Annotated in this window: 14 protein-coding genes, 1 tRNA gene and 3 pseudogenes; 7 read left to right on the forward strand and 11 right to left on the reverse strand. The window is 37.2% G+C overall.

Annotated elements, in window-relative coordinates; all coding sequences use genetic code 11:
• Positions 1–104: pseudogene (locus HHO47_RS19460) on the forward strand (site-specific integrase); the annotation flags it as partial.
• 2 nt (positions 105–106) lie between these two features.
• Here HHO47_RS19460 and HHO47_RS19465 read toward each other — a convergent pair.
• From HHO47_RS19465 to HHO47_RS18100, 5 genes and pseudogenes are all read right to left on the reverse strand, one after another.
• A pseudogene (locus HHO47_RS19465) lies at positions 107–1,051 on the reverse strand (sce7725 family protein).
• Positions 1,052–1,077: 26 nt separating this feature from the next.
• Positions 1,078–1,944 (reverse strand): sce7726 family protein, encoded by an 867-nt coding sequence (locus HHO47_RS18085; RefSeq protein ID WP_169021558.1) that lies wholly within the window; start codon positions 1,942–1,944, stop codon positions 1,078–1,080.
• A gap of 178 nt (positions 1,945–2,122) precedes the next feature.
• Positions 2,123–2,199: transfer RNA gene (locus HHO47_RS18090), tRNA-Ile, on the reverse strand.
• Between the two features lie 266 nt (positions 2,200–2,465).
• Positions 2,466–3,650 carry an NAD(P)/FAD-dependent oxidoreductase gene (locus HHO47_RS18095; protein ID WP_169021559.1) on the reverse strand — a complete coding sequence of 395 codons (1,185 nt, stop codon included), beginning with the start codon at positions 3,648–3,650 and terminating at the stop codon, positions 2,466–2,468.
• Positions 3,651–3,690: 40 nt separating this feature from the next.
• A complete protein-coding gene (locus HHO47_RS18100) occupies positions 3,691–5,616 on the reverse strand; it encodes a methyl-accepting chemotaxis protein (protein WP_169021560.1) in 1,926 nt (641 codons plus the stop codon).
• Between the two features lie 337 nt (positions 5,617–5,953).
• On the opposite strand from HHO47_RS18100, the pseudogene HHO47_RS19470 reads away from it, so the two are divergent.
• Positions 5,954–6,281, forward strand: a pseudogene (locus HHO47_RS19470) (IS982 family transposase); the annotation flags it as partial.
• Between the two features lie 995 nt (positions 6,282–7,276).
• Here the strand turns inward: HHO47_RS19470 and HHO47_RS18110 are convergent.
• Positions 7,277–7,684: a hypothetical protein gene (locus HHO47_RS18110; RefSeq protein ID WP_169021561.1), complete on the reverse strand. Its 408-nt coding sequence runs from the start codon at positions 7,682–7,684 to the stop codon at positions 7,277–7,279.
• 14 nt (positions 7,685–7,698) lie between these two features.
• A complete protein-coding gene (locus HHO47_RS18115) occupies positions 7,699–8,241 on the reverse strand; it encodes an AAA family ATPase (RefSeq protein WP_169021562.1) in 543 nt (180 codons plus the stop codon).
• 280 nt (positions 8,242–8,521) lie between these two features.
• Between HHO47_RS18115 and HHO47_RS18120 the strand changes: the two genes are divergently transcribed.
• Positions 8,522–8,896 carry a DUF3224 domain-containing protein gene (locus HHO47_RS18120; protein ID WP_169021563.1) on the forward strand — a complete coding sequence of 125 codons (375 nt, stop codon included), beginning with the start codon at positions 8,522–8,524 and terminating at the stop codon, positions 8,894–8,896.
• A 398-nt stretch (positions 8,897–9,294) separates the two neighbouring features.
• Complete coding sequence (locus HHO47_RS19610; RefSeq protein WP_282435333.1) at positions 9,295–9,417, forward strand: hypothetical protein; 123 nt, start codon at positions 9,295–9,297, stop codon at positions 9,415–9,417.
• A 680-nt stretch (positions 9,418–10,097) separates the two neighbouring features.
• Here the strand turns inward: HHO47_RS19610 and cas6f are convergent.
• Genes cas6f through HHO47_RS18140 form a run of 4 tightly spaced genes read right to left on the reverse strand, consistent with a single transcriptional unit; the run spans position 10,098 to position 15,100 of the window.
• Positions 10,098–10,709: a type I-F CRISPR-associated endoribonuclease Cas6/Csy4 gene (gene cas6f, locus HHO47_RS18125; protein ID WP_169021564.1), complete on the reverse strand. Its 612-nt coding sequence runs from the start codon at positions 10,707–10,709 to the stop codon at positions 10,098–10,100.
• Positions 10,710–10,711: 2 nt separating this feature from the next.
• Positions 10,712–11,764 (reverse strand): type I-F CRISPR-associated protein Csy3, encoded by a 1,053-nt coding sequence (gene csy3, locus HHO47_RS18130; protein ID WP_169021565.1) that lies wholly within the window; start codon positions 11,762–11,764, stop codon positions 10,712–10,714.
• A gap of 14 nt (positions 11,765–11,778) precedes the next feature.
• A complete protein-coding gene (locus HHO47_RS18135) occupies positions 11,779–13,866 on the reverse strand; it encodes a type I-F CRISPR-associated protein Csy2 (protein ID WP_169021566.1) in 2,088 nt (695 codons plus the stop codon).
• Between the two features lie 4 nt (positions 13,867–13,870).
• Positions 13,871–15,100 (reverse strand): TniQ family protein, encoded by a 1,230-nt coding sequence (locus HHO47_RS18140; protein ID WP_169021567.1) that lies wholly within the window; start codon positions 15,098–15,100, stop codon positions 13,871–13,873.
• Positions 15,101–15,473: 373 nt separating this feature from the next.
• Between HHO47_RS18140 and HHO47_RS18145 the strand changes: the two genes are divergently transcribed.
• From HHO47_RS18145 to HHO47_RS18155, 3 genes are all read left to right on the forward strand, one after another.
• Positions 15,474–15,806 carry a YnfA family protein gene (locus HHO47_RS18145; RefSeq protein WP_064668627.1) on the forward strand — a complete coding sequence of 111 codons (333 nt, stop codon included), beginning with the start codon at positions 15,474–15,476 and terminating at the stop codon, positions 15,804–15,806.
• A 232-nt stretch (positions 15,807–16,038) separates the two neighbouring features.
• Positions 16,039–16,680, forward strand: coding sequence for a hypothetical protein (locus HHO47_RS18150; RefSeq protein WP_064668588.1), 642 nt, complete (start codon positions 16,039–16,041; stop codon positions 16,678–16,680).
• Positions 16,681–17,085: 405 nt separating this feature from the next.
• Positions 17,086–17,358 carry a hypothetical protein gene (locus tag HHO47_RS18155; RefSeq protein ID WP_169021568.1) on the forward strand — a complete coding sequence of 91 codons (273 nt, stop codon included), beginning with the start codon at positions 17,086–17,088 and terminating at the stop codon, positions 17,356–17,358.
• Positions 17,359–17,944: the final 586 nt, after the last annotated feature.

The following is a 17,944-nucleotide window of genomic DNA, read 5'->3' on the forward strand; positions in this document are numbered from 1 at the left end:
ATGAACTAAAAGGTTTAGGGCTTAATAGGCAAGTAGCTCTCGAAACTGTGTCGCAAGAGCTAGGCCATTTCAGGGCTGAAATTACTGAGGTTTATTTAAGATAAAGCTACTTATTGGTTGCTACTTTATGCATTAACTCAAAGTGATGGGCAATTGATAGTTTTTTAATATACGCTAAGCTGGTTTTACAACCACCCTGATAAATTTCTAGAACTTCATTGAGTGATTTTGACCACATTAAAATTTCAGGTTTTGTTCTTATAAAAGATTCTAATTCTGAAATGGCCTCTTCAAGCAGAATTGGCACTTCATCAGCTACTTTTCTCTCTTCAGACAAAAAATGCCTAATATATATTTCTAGGGTCGGCTTATCAAAAGTAATATGAAGAGCAGCGGTTATAGCTTGTCCCCCACCCTCTGCGAAGTAATCTCCAACAACAGAGAAATCACCATATCCTTGAAATCCTCGTCTTTCATAGTGAACATGTAAATCTGTAAAAAACTCTTCCAATTGAGCTCTATATTCACGGTTTGTTGATTTTCGATTAAAACAATCATCAATTAATACCCGCTCAAATGCACTGAACTGATCTTGATAAATAGTACTAGAAGAATGTTCTATGAAGATATGTTTATGAAATAATTGTGAAGAGGAAAGTTGTTGTAAAAATTGAACATCTTAAAATTGCCCGAAGTGTATAAAGGAAAATGGATGATTTGGATACCGGCCTAAAATCGTACTTACTTCTGTTCGAGTGGAGGTATCTGTAAGAATAATACCAAACTCAGAATTAGGATAAGTATTCGATATCCCATCCATAAGCTGCTCTCTCGATAATAAATTATTCGCTAAATCACCCACTTTAGGGTTAGCAATAATAATATAGTTTGAGTCATTCTCGTCTAATATTTCAATACACTTCAAAATATCTCGACTAGACTCTCTGACTGGCTCAATGATTGGAGTCAAATTTCCAGCAACTATTTTATTAATAACATAGCGAATAGCTAGAAGCTCAAATTGCTTGCCCCGAAGATAGGAATGATACATTTTACGATCCTTGTTGTGTATAATTACTAACCAACAATACAGGATTGTAAATTTAATAAAAGCTTTTTGTTCAACCTGTTAGCTAATAACAATGAAGTAAGTGATTTTGGCAGCCCCTTAAAAACACTCTTTTCTATTTCCGTATACTCTCTAGATCTAATTTGCTTTAAAAACTCTTCATGAAGTATATTTTTATCTAGAGTACTAAACATTTCTATACACTCTTGTTTTCGTTTTGACGGGCTTATATTTGCTTGATAATTAAAGTGATTGGAGACTACTTTCATATACTCAGGAACTCTCAAGCAATTTAGCATTGTTTCAGGGCAGAATGTATCGCTATTTGTCGTCGCCTCTTTGCGCATTTTTAAGCTATATTTATCAGTCAGCTCATAAAGACCTGTTGTTCCACCTATAGCAGCCATTGCTTTTTTTATATCTGAACTAGGGACTACGAGGTACACTTTATCAAAAGCTTTTTTATACATGTGTAACTGAGCTTCTAGCCTTTGAAAAGTATCGAATTCAGTCTTAATTTCATAAGCAGTAGAAGTACCATTGAATATAGCAACGTCCGCAATTGTATTATTAACTCTGAATTCAGTTACGTAAACTGCATTTGATAACTTATGTCGACCACGAACAATTTTCTCAGCAATCGCATTTTTATATATATATTCATTTGGATAGTTCTTTCTTAAGAGATGAAATGTTCTATCAAAAAATGCTGTGAGGTTTGTATAATCAAGACTGATTAAATTTGTATCTAAATCTGAAACGATTTTTTCAAGAGAGCGACTCTCACCAAACTTAGCAAGTTCAAGTAATATATTTTGATTAAAGACTTTACTCATCAACTGAAAGTCATATTTGGATAGGGCAATATTTTTCATAAGCAACTAAGTAAAAAACACTCCATTTAATTTACTCTCTTAGAAGAGTATCTCAATAGATAAAATAAATCAGGTAATTATTGCATCATTTTAAATTCATTAATATTATTAAAAGTAGCACAGAGGTAGCACAGGGTAATTTCTGTTAGTAGGTATTTACTTGGAAAGCTTGTAAAAGTGGTGGCCCCTCCCAGACTCGAACTGGGGACCTAACGATTATGAGTCGTGTGCTCTAACCAACTGAGCTAAGGGGCCATTTTGTTTTTGTATTAGCGTCTGTTTAAACAGGGCTAAATTTTTGAAGTGTTTAACCACCTAAGCGATTAAAGCGGGTTGCAGTATAAAAAGTTTTTACTGGCTTGTCACTAGCAAAAACCTTTATTTTAACAATCAACAAGCTAACTGCTTAAATAGTAATCGCAAAGTGACTATATTGATGGCTAAAGCCATTTCTTAGCGGTATTTATACCACGTAGTAGTGACTTTAGTCGCAAATGGTTTTTTATTTAAAACCTCAAAAATTAACAATATTGTCCTGCTGCAAAACCGCAACTCCATGCATATTGGAAGTTATAGCCTCCTAGCCAACCCGTTACGTCGGTTACTTCACCAATAAAGTACAGGCCTTGGGCTTTTTTCACTTCAAAGGTTTTTGAACTAAGCTCGTCGGTGTCTACACCACCTAGAGTTACTTCGGCAGTGCGATAACCTTCGGTGCCGTTGGGTTTAATTTGCCAGTTATGTATGTAATCAGCAAGTTCGTCAATTTGGCTATGAGTAAGCTGATTAACATTGCAGTCGGGGATTGTTTTACTCTCATGCAGCATTTCAATAAAGCGTTTTGGCAAAATGGTCGAGAGGCTATTTTTTAATGATTTTTGTGCTTGAGTTTCTCGCCATGTTGCTAGTTTCTCTGTTAAATCAAGCTCTGGTAACAGGTTTATGGTTACTACTTGCCCTGCTCGCCAAAAGGAGCTGATTTGTAATATCGCGGGGCCTGATAAACCACGGTGAGTAAATAGGATGTTTTCTTTAAAGCTAGTGCCGTCTTCACTGCTGACGATACATGGGACACTAATACCCGATAACCCTGTAAAACGTTCTTTATCATGTTGGTGCAAGGTAAATGGTACAAGCGCAGCCATGGTCGGCAATACTTTTAAGCCAAATTGCTCGGCAATTTTATACCCTATTGGTGTTGCGCCTAGTTTTGGCATGGTTAAGCCACCAGCTGCAACAACGAGTGACTCACAGCTGTATGACTCTTGCCCTGTGATCACAAGATAACCTGTATCGGCTTTTTCAACACTCAATACTTCATTACGCAGCGTAACATTAACACCAGCCCACTCGCACTCAGTTAGCAAAATATCAACGATATCTTGTGCGCTATTGTCGCAAAATAACTGGCCAAGGGTTTTATGGTGATACGCCAAACCGTGTCTGTCCACTAACTCAATAAAGTCATGTTGGGTATAACGACTTAAACACGATTTTATAAAGTGTGGGTTACTACATAAATAGTTTTCAGGACTGGCGTTTTCGTTAGTAAAGTTACAACGTCCGCCGCCGCTGATGAGTATTTTACGACCAGGCTTTTTACCCATATCAAGCACTGTAACACTGCGGCCACGGTAACCTGCTTGCGCAGCACACATTAAACCTGCGGCGCCGGCTCCGATCACTATTACATCTACTTGGGTCATTTGTTCGTCTCATGAGGAATTTTTTGCAATTGTAGCAAATTTACAATCCTAAACTACTACGAATAGTGTGCATTTGCTGCTGTAAACGCTGATGAATATCAGCCACTAATAAGCTGGATTCACTCACCTGCCCTTTCATACTTTGCATTGACTGGCTAAAGTTCTCTAACAATGAGTTTTGCTGCTTTGCTAACTCCATTGCATCAAAAGCGACTTTATTAGCATCCTGTGCATTGTGAGCAACCCCTTCGGAGTTTCGTTTCAGTTCTTGAGCATTATCAGTTTGCAATTGAGCATCATCGGCTAATGCTGATATTTGCGTTGACACCATGGTTGAGTTTTCACTCAATAGGTTGAGCTGATTATTAATATCACTCAACGAACCTTGTGTTTGTCGAGCTAACTTGCGTACTTCATCTGCAACCACAGCAAAACCACGGCCATGTTCGCCAGCACGTGCTGATTCGATCGCGGCATTAAGTGCTAATAAGTTAGTTTGATCTGCAATATTGCGGATCACTTCAATAATTTTCCCTACATCTTGTACACCACTGAGTAACTCTTGCAAGCTATGTAAACCTTGCTCTACCCGTTGTTGTGTATTTGAGCTTGCACTGAGCATATTTTGGGCAAACCCTAAACTTTGTTCCATCGCACCAAACGTTTGCTTGGCGTTATCTGCGACTTTGCCGTTTATATCGTTTACTTGCTCACCAATATGTTGAATATCAGTCAATAACTCTTGATTTTGTTCAACTTGACGATGACTGGCATCTGTTTGCTGACTTATTGTATGTAAATGCTCGCTCATCTCTTGCATAAAGTCGTTAATCACTTTAAGCATTTGTGCACGATCTTCAGCTTCTAACCGTTGACGCTCAATTAACTGGTTAAAATAACTAGCTATCTCGCCAACTTCTGTTTTTGAGTTACTACTTTCAATATTTTTTAACTCGTTACTTTCGATTAAAAATGCAAAGCCATCACGTAATTGACGAAGCGGCGTTAATACTTGATTTCTCTGTACAAAATAAACCCCAACCGCCAATACAACCAACATGCTAATGGCGATACAAAACACTACTAATACTTGTTGCTTTAACGTACTTTGCTGAATTTTAAGTTGCTGCTCGGCATTTATAACTGTACCAGAAAGTGTACTGATCTGTTTACGCAGAGCTTGCATACCTACTTGACGCTGCTGAGCTTGCTCAATGGTATTCTCTAAATCACGAGGATAGCGGTTCGGCCAACTTCTTAGCTCAGCCTTAATTTCACCTGCTAAATCTTCAGCTTCTTCACCTATAAACAAACTATCTTCATCAACTTCACTCATCACGCCCAAGTTTTCAAGCTCGTCAATCTGCTTTGCTAAACGGTTTAAGTTAGCAATACTTTGTTGTAAGTTGGTTTGTGTATCTTGATCAAAACTAAGTAATAATTGATAAGTAAATAACGACAAGGTAGTGACTTCGCGATAGTAGTCACTAGCAAGCTGATAATAGTCAAGCGCATGTATATTTTGTTGTGCTGCCTTGTTGGCATAACCAACTAATGAAGATGCAGAGCCCGCCATTTGCCTAAGCGCATTATCAAGCAATGCAGTTTCATTACCTGAGAGTTTACCTAAATCACGATATTTACCTTTTATATCTGTATCGAGCTGGGTTAATTGGCTATTTAACTGTTGTTTTAAGTCACTTGGTAAAATGCCAAGTTGTTTGTCTTTTACTTGGCTAATTAAATCCGACGCTTTCCCTAAGTACTGACTATCGCCCTGTGCTAAGTAGTCTTCTAATAAGCCTTTTAAATCAACGAGTATTTTATTTTTTAATTGATTATAAGATTGGTCTTGTTGTTCGAGTTTAACTAAGGTTTGACTTGCCCAGTATAAGGTTCCACCTAACAGCAGGCTAGCCAATGCCAGCAAAATAGCCAGCAACCGAGTGAATGATGACACGCGCATGAAATAAGTTCCTTTGGGTAACTGCGCGTATACTATTAACTATTTATGACAATTTAATGAAAACTGACATAAAACCATACTATGACATAGTAATTCACGTTTATATGTATGAACTTCACTGCTTTCGTCTGTCGTTGGCATATAAATGAGTAAGGATTGTATTTAGGTGCGGGAAAACAGGAAAAGCTTAAAGTGGGTGTCTATTTTAGTTCTCTCTATTTTAGTTCTGCATTATTAATTAACCTGAATCTCGTTTAAAAATTGAACTAAATGCCTGTTCCGAGATCCGACCTTTCAACCAAGAACGATTGAATAGACAAGGAACAGGCATGATTAAATTAGTGAATTTCTTTGCGATATCGATGGTTTTTGTAAAGTATTTATACCCCAATGGGAAAAACAATTACTCGAAGATGGCACCCAAAAACGTCAGCGTTCAGGGCGTATGACGACCAGTGAAATTATGACTATTGTTATTAGGTTTCATATGTCACATCACCGTGATTTCAAAAGTTACTATCTTGGGTATGTCTCACTTATGTACAAAAATGAATTTCCTAACTTGCTCAGTTACACACGATTTTTAGCCGTTATGCCGAGGGTACTTGTGCCGATGTGCGCTTATTTCACTTAAAGGTAAACCCACAGGCGTTGAATTTAGTGACTGGATTGGTGGCTTATTGCTTGAAAGAAAATAAGCCACACCTTAATTTAACTGACGTAGAGCTCAATGCATTAGTTATCGCTTAAGCAAAACTGAGGTTAAGTAATTCAACGGTGCTTTTATGCCCTAGGTTGTATTATGTCAAGCTATGGTTTCAGCGACAATTTGTCGCTGCAAGCAAACCGTGACAAGCGCTAGATAATTATATCAGTCACTTACAGATAACCTGCAACCATTCACTGACATAAAATACAACCATACGATGACATAGCAATTAAAACTTATGTGTGTGGACACATGGTTTTAGGCTATCGTTGGCAAATAGCTATCGTCAGTACGTAAATAAAGGTATAGGTAGAATTTCAGTATTTACGATTGTAGAACTGAATTTCAACCTATCCTAATACTTGGTTTTCACTCAAACCGAACTTCGTAAAAGTGCCATTTGCAGACAGTCAGGAGAATAATGTCTGAAGTCAAGTTTTATAGCGCAGGGTATAAGCTCTGCCAAAAACTGGACTGACATTGGTACTAAACGATGACTGAGGCAAAAGCCAAGGGCCTAATTAATCATCCATGATGCTTAATTAAACCGCCTAAATTCATATGGGTGACTGGTGCATATTCACACCAAACGACGTCATTACTGGATGCATAGTCATATTGATGAAACCAGCCACCTTGAATAGTGCCATGATGAGGTTAACCGATGAATGTCTCGCCTCTGGCATCCTGCTTCGCTCTACCTCCTAAATCCATTTAGTCGTAGTACCCCAGCTAAAGGATATGGGAAAAACCTGGCTGCGATGAGAGCGCAATAAGAGAGCCTCTATATGTGTTTGCCGTAAGCTACTTGCTTAACAGCCGCATCGACAGGCGAAGTAAACGAATTTGTTTATTGATTTAGAATTGACCGTCAATGTATAAAAACGGTCAAAAAAAATACTAGTACCTATTGACAGAGTTTAGGCTCATATGTGTTAGCAGTTGATTACACTAGTGTTTCGTATTGCTTGCTGGAGCATTATCAACATTTAAACGTGCTTCACAACCAAAAACAATTTCCCCGTTGTTTTCTCTAACCCAAAAATCGTCAACAGCTCTTGGATCATTGTAAAATTTAGTTTTTTTACGCTTAATTAGGCGCTTGATTTCTAGTTTTACAATTTTAGGGGCTGTTTCCATAAGTGCCAATAACTCTAATTCAAATTTTGAACCGTTTTCCCAAGAATCCATTACAACAGCATTCCAAGCTGTTACAACCAGTTTCATTGTTGCCTCAAATTCTTCTTTTGTATGACTGGCAGGTAACCCTGCGATTATGCTTTTCCCAAACTCCAAGACAGTTTGAGATATTTTTTTACTCGGAATCATAATACCTGCATTGATTAAACTGCGAATCACTCTTAAATGCTTTGTTAGCTGTCGCTCATTTTGCTGACGATGAACTGTGCTCTTTCTTTAACTGAAACCTTAGGAACTTCAATTAAGTCATAGCCAAATTTAATATATGCGCTCACCATTTCACGATATGTCGTTATTGCTTCAAGGAAGTCCTGCTTTCGTTCAGCGTCATTTTCGTAGATTTCTTCCCAAGGTGGAAAAATGAAAACTTTACGGCAATAAATCAGTTCACCACATTTCGCTAACAAAAGATCCGATATAGGTATGCGCTCAAGCTTGCTGTACCCATACGAGTCGATAATACTTCGGTCGTAGAACGTAATTTCAGTACCACTAAAGTTTTCGTAATTATCGATTTCTTCAAGAACCATTTCGTCGCGAAATGCAGCCTTGTCCAACCAAGGTAATGCTGTACCTTGCAATTCTACTTGGGCTTGGATGACTTTTCGCCCAACTTCAGGTGCACTTGCGTACCCCATCTGGCGCAGAAATTCGATAACTGAAGTCTTCTCTGAACCACCTGTAAAAACTACTCGATTATTTAAACAAAACCCCATAGACGGCTTATTGTACACCATTGTGGTGGTTTATAACACACCAAAACGGCGTATATTACATAGCTCCGTAATTCCACTAATAATTACTTTTGTAAACAAGTAATTAAAATGACTGGGAATTACGCTTGTTATTTTGCACCAAAGTGGTGGTTAATAATGTTTTATTTCTTCATTATTTATCTTCAAATTTGATCTGTCTTTGTTTATTGTCGCGTTTTTACTATATCAATCAACTAATAACGTAGTAACCTTTTTTTAAGTTGATTAAAAGGAAAAAACTATGGAGTTAAAAGGTACATTTCTAATTACAAAGTGGCAAGAGACCGTTGAACAACAATTTGAAAAGGGTCAAAAATTTAGCACTGCATTAGTACAACAAGCTTACTCAGGTGATATTAATGGTAATAGCGAAGTAAGGTATCAGCTTTACTACAGTGAAGATGGTGATGCTCTGTTCAATGGATTTGAAACCATTACGTATGATAAAAACGATGAACAAGTTGTACTCACATTAAAGCATGATGGAAAATTTGAAAGTGGGGTTGCATCAAGCGAATTTACAATAGTTGATAGTAGCCATGAATGTAGCCTAATAGGTAAAAGTGGCATCTTCAGATCCATAGAAGGAGGGAACGCCATCTACCAAATTTCATAAAATTTTACAAAGCGGACAATACTATTACGTCCGCTTTTCGCTCAAAGCCGCCCTTAGAAAATTTAAGGCTAACGTCCCCAATGCGAACTAAACAGTCCTTTTTGCAATATCATAGAATAAAAATTCTACATGGCTAAATTCAACGTCATAAGGGCAGTAGCTACCACATTCGAGATATTGACCATTTATATGAAATAGTATATTAGAATTAGATTTTTAATCGATAAGCCAGCTTTAAACAGAGAGTAATAATTCGAAATGAAAAACAAGCCAATGATGAACACAATTAGTTAAATTTCTACCCCTTATCAATAAATTTCTTTACTGTTTTAAATTTTTAAGTCTATAGTTATTATAAAGGTGAATAAACAACTTAAACCATTACAAAAGGTATGCATATGTTCATTAAACCAGGACCGAAAAGAGAAAATGATGATGGAACGCCGGATAAAAGACAACGTACTAACACACCAAATAAACATAAGCCTTTAAAACCACATGATCACAAACCAGGTGATTAACTTAGACCTAAGTTTTTTAAGTTATTATAATTTCGTCCCCCATTTTATGGGGAAATAAAACCCAAGTTTTCTTGGTTTTTTTATTTTGGCCTTTATTTTTCTACTTTACTATCCAACTCATTGCGGGGCAAGTATGCTTTACTTTTTCATAGGATGTTAGCCCACCGTTATTAATTAGGAAACTTAATACTCTCCTAAAAACAGAGTGAATAACCTTAAATATAAATCTACTTATTAAAGCAAAAATAAAATGCCAGCCCTCAAATAAAAGGCTGGTTTTATATTGCTAGCAACTGCCTTTTCGGCAGAATTACATTAACTTAAACATCGAATCGATTGTTTTTATCTTCAGCTGCCTATACGGCAGGTTACGAAAAAGAGTCTCATCATGCAATAATTCCGACATTTTCAGCTGCCTATACGGCAGGTTACTTTAATGAGTAAGACCACGCGATTTCACAACTATTTTCAGCTGCCTATACGGCAGGCTACTTTGCGCCAATATAACTTGACCGAGGATTTTAATTTTCAGATGCCTATACAGCAGGCTACTATCAAAATAGCTAAATTTATTTATATAATTCATATAATTAAAAAGCAAATTCAATTTTACCCATTTTTAAAATGCTTGCTTATATCGCATTAATATCAATAACTTATAATTGTGACAAAAATAAAGGTTAATTGCTTTCTATAAACGGTGATAAATCAGGAACCGTGCCTTTAAACTTTTCATTTGATGAAAAACCATAATTACTAAAGACTGGCTCTGCTTGGCAGTCGGCATTTTGCTTTTGAATATGAAGAATATAATCCTCTTGTGAGCTCTTGCTAGTCATGGCTACCCTATGAAAAATATCAACCTCTCTTGGAGCTACGAGCTTTTTAGGATTAAAATCTTCCCCCCTTGCTAACGCTCTTTTTTGCAGGCGCTTTAACCTCCTTCTGCTTTCACCTGTAAATATTTTTGCTACTGCCTGATTACGTATAAAACGTATTTCTTGGCAGTTTTCAGGCACAGCTAAAACTTGGCTTAATTTAAAAAAGCCACAATCTTGCATGTCCACAAAATAAGCTTGCTCTATAAAGGTGTTTAAAATCCCTTTGTCAGGATGAACAAAAGCAATTACATTACCAATTGATGAATCCGACCAATTAGGAAACGTAACTCCCATTCTTTCAATATTATGCTTCAAAATAAATCCATGCATAATAGAAATACAACGACCAGTAAGCAGCGCCAGGTTTGCTTGTTTTGGTAAAAAGTGGACTGAAAAGTAATACCTTTGCATAACTACACCTTTTTAGCCTCTGCTTTTTTCTGGAACATTCCGCCCTTAATCAATACAGAAAATAAATAATAAATAGCTGGGTCTATATTTTCATTTTTATTAGTAATGCAATTTTTAAGGGCTGATAAATACCATTCAGTATTTTTGAAAATAGAATAAAAGTTCTGCTCAGAATCGGGAGGGCGTCGGGCAATGCCAATTTCTTTATCTGCACCAAACTCATGCACTCGTAACCTTTTACTTGCATCCTCATCCCACCAATCATCAATTGACTGAAGCGCGGCACCTATTTTTACAGAATTAAAGCTTACAGCATAACGGCCATCTGCACATTTAGCTTTTACAAACTGTTTAGAAGCCTCTCCTTGCTTAACCTTGTCGTTAAGAATTTGGCTTGGGTAAATTTCTTGGCAAAATGAGGCTTCTATTTTCGCGGTTATATCGGCACTCCAAAAAACATTGGGATCGGTTAATGCGCTCTCAATTTCATTACTTAGTTCTTCCAATACTTTTTGATCATCAGAAGCCCACTTACTTTCCCAAGCCAACTTACGGGTGTTATCGATTAAATAACAACTCCCTTTGCTGGTTTTAATTTCAATTTGAGTGTTACCGGTGTTTTGATTACGCCAAAGCCATGTACCCAATAGAATATTTCGACAATACCTTACGGCTAACTCCTTATAACCCCCGCACTCTTTAAACGTCGCGGCCAACTCTTTTAATAAAGAGAAAACATCAGGGTCACTACAGCCTGAAGGAGCCAACGAGTTAGCCTGTATCCTTAAAGAAAACCGACAAAATATATGTTCCACATTTGGAGGGACATAACACTCTTCAAGAGTTAATATATTATTATGTGTTAAGTCCTGAGGTGAGATGTTTTTTGGTGAAAACTGCGAAGTGAACGCTTCAGTAAAACCAGATTTTGGGCCTCTAATCTTATTAACGTCAGCCTCTAGAGGAACAAAATCAGAGTCAGCCGTTTTATAAAAAAACACTGCTTTACCAGGATAAAGTGAGCGATCATATTTTAATATATTACATAGTTCCATTAAGTATCTTCCGGTTAAACCTTTTTCATTAGCATAAACTTTTCTCGAACATCTAGCATCCAAAAAGCTTCATTAAAATAGTTGCTAATACCTTTTAATCTCAAACTAATGGCCGTTTCGTATTTCACCACTCCTATTGCTGGTTCAGCATAACAATGTAGCTTTTCAAGCGCACCTACTCTAACTTTCGGTTCAGTGAGTAACATATACCCCATCATAGATGGGCTCAATTTAGAGTCACTCTTTAATAATAAGAGTAGTTCATCTAAATCCTGTATTTTGTGTTCAGTCGGCATAACCCAGCAACCTGATAAAGGTAACCGTCTTAGCTTTTCAAACAGCTGATTTTCATTACTATACAAACAGCACCAATTTACATTTGAAGTAAGCTCGGGTTGATGCATAACACCACCTGCAAAGTTAGATGGAAAATGCGCTTTCAAAATATCTGGCTCACGATCTAATGCCTGCAAATCATCCTCATAGCCATCAACATGCACTATTAAATCAAATACCAAATCACAATATTTGCCATCAATAATCCCAGGGCGCTTAAGCTTATTTTGCTGAGCGCCTTGAAGGCTAAGTTCAGGAAGCTTTTTTCCTGCTACAGTAGAGTAATCCCTGATAAACCAAGAAAAAGATGTGAACCGTAAATTCGTCCCAAGTGCTTCATTAAGCTTTCTTTGGTAGCTATGAAGCATCCCCCAAACAGCGGTTAAAGATGGAATACCTGAGCAGTAAGGGTTAGATAATGCTTGCGCATCAAACACACGCAAGCCGCTTAAATGTAAATAACGAAAACACTTATCATCCTCTTCAATCGGTTCGTTTTTTTTATCTGTAAGATTGATAAGTAGCCATTGTAAAGCTGCTTTCAAAGGGCTCATTAATTTAGGGTGAAAAGCATATCTTTGAGTCATATTCACACAGCCAAGCATTTCATTTAGTAACCTAAATAAAGGAATAGTTAGCGACGGGAGTTCATCGACGGGCAGCGATAGTATTTTATACTCTAGTTGGTTTGAAGCACTCTCAAGTTGTTCTAAGTCACTTCCATTCTCAACAACGTCTAAGCGCCATTCAAATACAGGTGAAAACCACTCTAAAAGCGTACTTCTTACATCTCTAATATTTTTAACTTTTTGCTGTCTGCGTTGTTTAAGAGCCAAGGCGTTATTGCTAAATATAATACCTTCTAAAGCTTTAATGAATTCCGGCTTTAATAGTGCTCCAACGTTAAATACTGTTTGTCCATTATTTAATTTAAATGCTCGTGAGTTACTTAAACCATGATATTTACTTCGTATATCAGGAGGGTAGTTAAGCACATTAACAACCCCACCTAAGGAAGCAGCTAACATACTGACAGCAGCAGGTCGCGTAAACTCTACATTGCTAAATCGAGCTCGTTTATCAATTGCCGCCTGCTGAACTTTTGATTGAACCACATGGCTAATTACGGGCGTAACAGCTACATAACCATCATGATTAGGCATTCTAATTTGGCGAGAATAGCGATCAACCGAGTCAGGGACTACTTCTTCGGGCAACGCTTCCTGAACTGTTGCACATAAGCTTTTAAAAGCTTTAACGGATAATCCAAGAGAGGTAAATGCGGCTTTCCAGTTATCCGAATACAAAGATAGTATTTGTGCCAAACAATAGTCTTCGTTTTGCCATTTAAAGTAACTAACAAATAGCTTAGCTACATTCACTTTAGCAGAGTCATGTGCCCAGCCATAGGCTTTAGGATAGTTAGCACTACTCAAAACGTAGGAGTGCAGTAGTGGCCGCTCTACAGCTAGATTTTGCTTACTTACTCTAATATCAGGATATTTTAAATTATGAGTATGAAACCACGCTATTTCCTGAACGCATTTATTAATATGGTCTTCACTTTTTAAAGCCTGTTTTGCTAACTGCTTATCCAGTAAATCATCAACGTGGTTTTTGCGGTAAGTCAGGTTTAACAAAATAATCAGAGCAATGGCTTCGCAGCCTGTTATATCAATCGTTGTTGTGTAGGGATTAAAAGCACGACGTAATAACCTATCTCGCTCAGTGGTGTCTGTAATATCTAGAAGTTCTTTTAAATGCATATATTTACCATGCCGACAAATACATTCTAGCTTTATCATTTCCAAAACTAGTTTTGTACTCAATTACATGCCTTAAAAAAAACACGCCCTTATAAGGGTTGATTCGCTGATTCATTTTATGACGAAATGCCGTTTGCAAAATACCATCCTGATACAATCTATAAACCTGCTCTATTGAAATACTCAGCAAAGTTGCAGCCTCCAATACACTTACTAATAAGTCAGCTACGTTTGGCTTTTTAGTTTTAGGGTTACTCTCAACCAAAGTAGCTAAATAATCTAACAGAGTACTATAAATAAAGTGAGGTTCTCTCTGCTTTTGAGTATTGGGACAAGACAAAATAGCGTTACCAAAAATAAACTTAAACTCTGTTTTATTAAACAGGTCTATTAGCTTCATTGCTGCATTCTTACTCAATTCATCAAGCTCTTTATAAAATACTACTGGCCACCCATTAAAATAATTCACAACATCGTCTAAGCAAAAGGTTTCCTCCTTAGAGTACCGCTCCTGATACCAAAGGAGCGCAGCAAAGCGCTCTGTAAGAGTGGTATTTTTAAATAGCGGGTTGTTATCATCGAGCTCACTTTTATTCAGTAATTTATTTAAATGATCAATGCTTAATGTGTTTACAGGCGAGGTACTGCCACAAGACAGCTCAAAACCGCATGAACAATGAGTAATTGACTCATTTTCGATATAGTTAATTGGAGCGCAGCACTCTGGGCATTTATGGACCAAAGTACATTGATGTTTGGCGCATGCATTTACCCACTTTATATGCCAGCTTTGTTTAATGTAAGCTTCTTCTGCAAGACATTGTGGGCATACCGGAATCGAATCAACGGCCTCTTCAGTGTGGTAACAAATAAATCTTTGGGGAATATCTACCCCACCTTTATATAAGGCCGCTGAGGAATTAAATTTAATATCTGACTTTAACAAAGCCAGCTTTTGTAGCTCGTATCGAGGTAAGTCTAATAATGTTTCGAGCAGTCCTAAAGCCCGCATTCTAAAGTGACTATTATGCTTGGCGTGATAAACATTGAGTCTTTTCAAGTCGATCGGAAACGCACCATGCGCTTCAAAATCAAGCTCATGAAGCTCTTCACGAATAGCTAAGCTTAGCCCTTCATACGAGTCAAAAAAATTCTCTGACACTACTCGCAATAAATAGCTTTCTAGCGATTCATCAAAAAAGGGACCAATCTTGGGCGAGAATAAAAAAGCCATTTAATACTTAATTACTTAAAAAACCTAAGTCCAATGTAAAGTTACCCTGCATACATTGCAAGCTTGATTTAGTATACAAGGGAAAGAACCAGATTAGAGAGAATTAGCTAAACGCTCGCCACACAAGCAATGAAAATAGAACACTACGAAGTTCGGATTGGAGCGATAACTAACCTTTCATTTTTCTACGAAAGTATACCCAAAATTCTGTAAATCAGACCTTAGAGTAACTTGTTATTGCTCACGTTGGAGTCATCGAACGCTGATTTTACAGTGCAGTGGCCCAAGGCAGACTAATTATATTGTGTGTTGTGTATAAAAACTCAAAATGCTATATGTGTTAAACACAGTTATGGCTTTGAGAGAGCACCTTTTGCCTGAAATAAAAATTATAGGACTTTTTGTAATTACTGCTTTGGCTGAAATTATTGGTTGTTATCTACCATATCTTTGGTTACGCGAGGGGAAATCAGTTTGGTTGCTAATTCCTGCAGCTCTTAGTCTTGTAGTATTTGCTTGGTTGTTGTCGTTGCACCCAACAGCAGCAGGTAGAGTTTATGCTGCCTATGGTGGTGTTTATATCTTTATGGCTATTCTATGGCTATGGGCTGTGGATGGTATCCGTCCAACGGTTTGGGATATTGTTGGTTCTGTAATAGCACTTGTGGGTATGGCAATAATAATGTTCGCTCCACGCAGTACATAACTAGCCGTTAATAGTTTTAATATACTTTTTCTAATCTGACACTAACGATTTAGAGCTATTCACTAAATCGTTAGTGTCCATCCACGGGCTATAAATATAACTCACCTTTGTCCCAAAGTTTGTTTCGGCCTATTGAACACGCACTTCACCAAAGCATCATTTGACTTACTTTCTGTAATACCAGTATTGTGGGTATAGATACGGCCTAACTTCATTAAGCGTAAAGGTACAAATGAGCATTGAAAGTGCAATTGAAGCAATTCGTAAATTTCATGGAGATTCTCTCACTGAAAGTCTTTCTCGCTTGGAAGAAGACATTATCGGCGCTAGCGCTGCCGACTCATTAGAGTATTGCTTTGAGAGAAAAATAGATGATGACTTTGTTGCTTCAGCCTTGGCTGTAAAAAAAGTTGCAGGAGAGATTAATATTATTATTCATGCCTCAGGAATATTGCACTCACTTAAAGATATTCTAAAAAAAGGGGAAGTTGTTCAAAGTGTTTCTTTAGGAGCGGGAAATACTGGTCGAAAATTTGATCTCGAAACAAACCTTCAAGTAGCTGAATTTAAGTTTATCGATTGGAAAGGTGGGGCTGAGTCAATACGGCAGAATGGGTTATTCAAAGATTTCTATCAACTTGCGGAATATGATACTAAAAAGGCTAAAAACCTCTACGTAGTAGGCACTCATTATCCTCTGAAATTCTTGAATGGGGGAAGAGCCTTAACTAGTGTGCTATCAAAGCAACCAGCAATATACAAAGGTATATCAGATAAGTACGGTTCAACGATTAAAGTAGTAAGAGATTACTACGAAATTCATAAAGGGTCTGTGGGGGTCATTGATATTTCTCCATATATCGGCCGCGTATGATAACCGTATTATCTTCACTGACGTAATCTTCCAGCGATTCTGGAAATAGCGTTTTGGTCACGACTTTCACCGCTTTTAAACTCTGACATATTGCCTCAACCCTCGATTGAATCAATAGCCTTATTATACAAACCGCAGTATGTAAAATAAACAATTCATATAGATTAATTGATCATAACTAGCTAGTATTAAAGAAAAATGGAATATTGCTCATGAAATTATTCGTATCTCTAGTTTTTATTGGTTTAATATCTTTCAATTCATTGGCAAACCAGTTAATTAGAGGCTCAGATATTGAAGAAAGCGAGACTATTTACTGGATTAATACAGATACAAAGAATGCAATAATTTATAGCCAGTTCGAAGTGTTTCATATACTCAAAGACTTAATTAATGGAAACTCTTATGAGTGAACCTCTTGAAGCTACTACTTTAGAAGATATTTGCCATTTTGATCGGCTCCTTTTTATCGATGAGCAAAAAAATCTATTATTTGAAATTGCAATCAATGGTAATGAAATCATCTATGAAGGGAGTTCTTATATTGTTAAAGAAAATAGACTAGAAAAGTTTATCAATCATAACCTTAAGCGAATCCAAAATAACGAGAGTATGCTTGGTAGGTATATTAAGCTAAATATTAATGATTATTCTGATAAATGTCTTTCAGACATCTAGAGTTTTCACAAAGTCTGGGCACAGAACTGCCCGTCGACCCTAACTCATAATTGTCCAAATGTGTTTCAGTCGGTTGTTAATACCGCTTGTTTTAAACTATATTCCTCTCCCGTGGTAATCCCCCCGTAAATGCGTAACTGATAGTTATTTTCTCTCGTTCTGACCGTGTTATCGTCAATTGCTAATGCACAGACTCGGTGGGGTTAACCTTTTGGTTTACCTTTAGCCACTTCGATGTGGACTCTTCACCTGGAGAGGCGAAAGCCTAATAACCACTTTAAGAGTCAATCGGCTCGCTGGGACAGTAACATCAGGGCGTTACAAACGGCAGCTGGCACTTAGCCGAACTTTGACAAAGAGCTAGGTGCGCACTAACGGCTTCCAGTACTATTGTGCAGAGCCAACAATTATTTTATTGTATGTTTTACTACAATTTCCAGAGTCTTACTAATATGACTCTACATGTGGAACTCCAAACTTACTATGTCTCGCTAAGTAAGCTTTAGCTTCCTATATATGAGATGAATTTATGGATGATGATACTTCAAGAGACACTACTGAATGTAAAGAAATTAAATTAGATTCA

The sequence above is a fragment of the Pseudoalteromonas arctica genome (genome assembly GCF_012927645.1).
In the GTDB taxonomy this organism is placed as follows: domain Bacteria; phylum Pseudomonadota; class Gammaproteobacteria; order Enterobacterales; family Alteromonadaceae; genus Pseudoalteromonas; species Pseudoalteromonas arctica_A.

Coding starts and splice junctions, on each gene's coding strand:
- HHO47_RS19610 (WP_282435333.1), top strand. CDS start 9,295: ATGTTCATTAAACCAGGACCGAAAAGAGAAAATGATGATGGAACGCCG.
- HHO47_RS18140 (WP_169021567.1), bottom strand. CDS start 15,100: ATGGCTTTTTTATTCTCGCCCAAGATTGGTCCCTTTTTTGATGAATCG.
- HHO47_RS18155 (WP_169021568.1), top strand. CDS start 17,086: ATGAGTGAACCTCTTGAAGCTACTACTTTAGAAGATATTTGCCATTTT.
- HHO47_RS18120 (WP_169021563.1), top strand. CDS start 8,522: ATGGAGTTAAAAGGTACATTTCTAATTACAAAGTGGCAAGAGACCGTT.
- HHO47_RS18150 (WP_064668588.1), top strand. CDS start 16,039: ATGAGCATTGAAAGTGCAATTGAAGCAATTCGTAAATTTCATGGAGAT.
- HHO47_RS18095 (WP_169021559.1), bottom strand. CDS start 3,650: ATGACCCAAGTAGATGTAATAGTGATCGGAGCCGGCGCCGCAGGTTTA.
- cas6f (WP_169021564.1), bottom strand. CDS start 10,709: ATGCAAAGGTATTACTTTTCAGTCCACTTTTTACCAAAACAAGCAAAC.
- HHO47_RS18135 (WP_169021566.1), bottom strand. CDS start 13,866: ATGCATTTAAAAGAACTTCTAGATATTACAGACACCACTGAGCGAGAT.
- HHO47_RS18085 (WP_169021558.1), bottom strand. CDS start 1,944: ATGAAAAATATTGCCCTATCCAAATATGACTTTCAGTTGATGAGTAAA.
- HHO47_RS18115 (WP_169021562.1), bottom strand. CDS start 8,241: ATGGGGTTTTGTTTAAATAATCGAGTAGTTTTTACAGGTGGTTCAGAG.
- HHO47_RS18100 (WP_169021560.1), bottom strand. CDS start 5,616: ATGCGCGTGTCATCATTCACTCGGTTGCTGGCTATTTTGCTGGCATTG.
- csy3 (WP_169021565.1), bottom strand. CDS start 11,764: ATGGAACTATGTAATATATTAAAATATGATCGCTCACTTTATCCTGGT.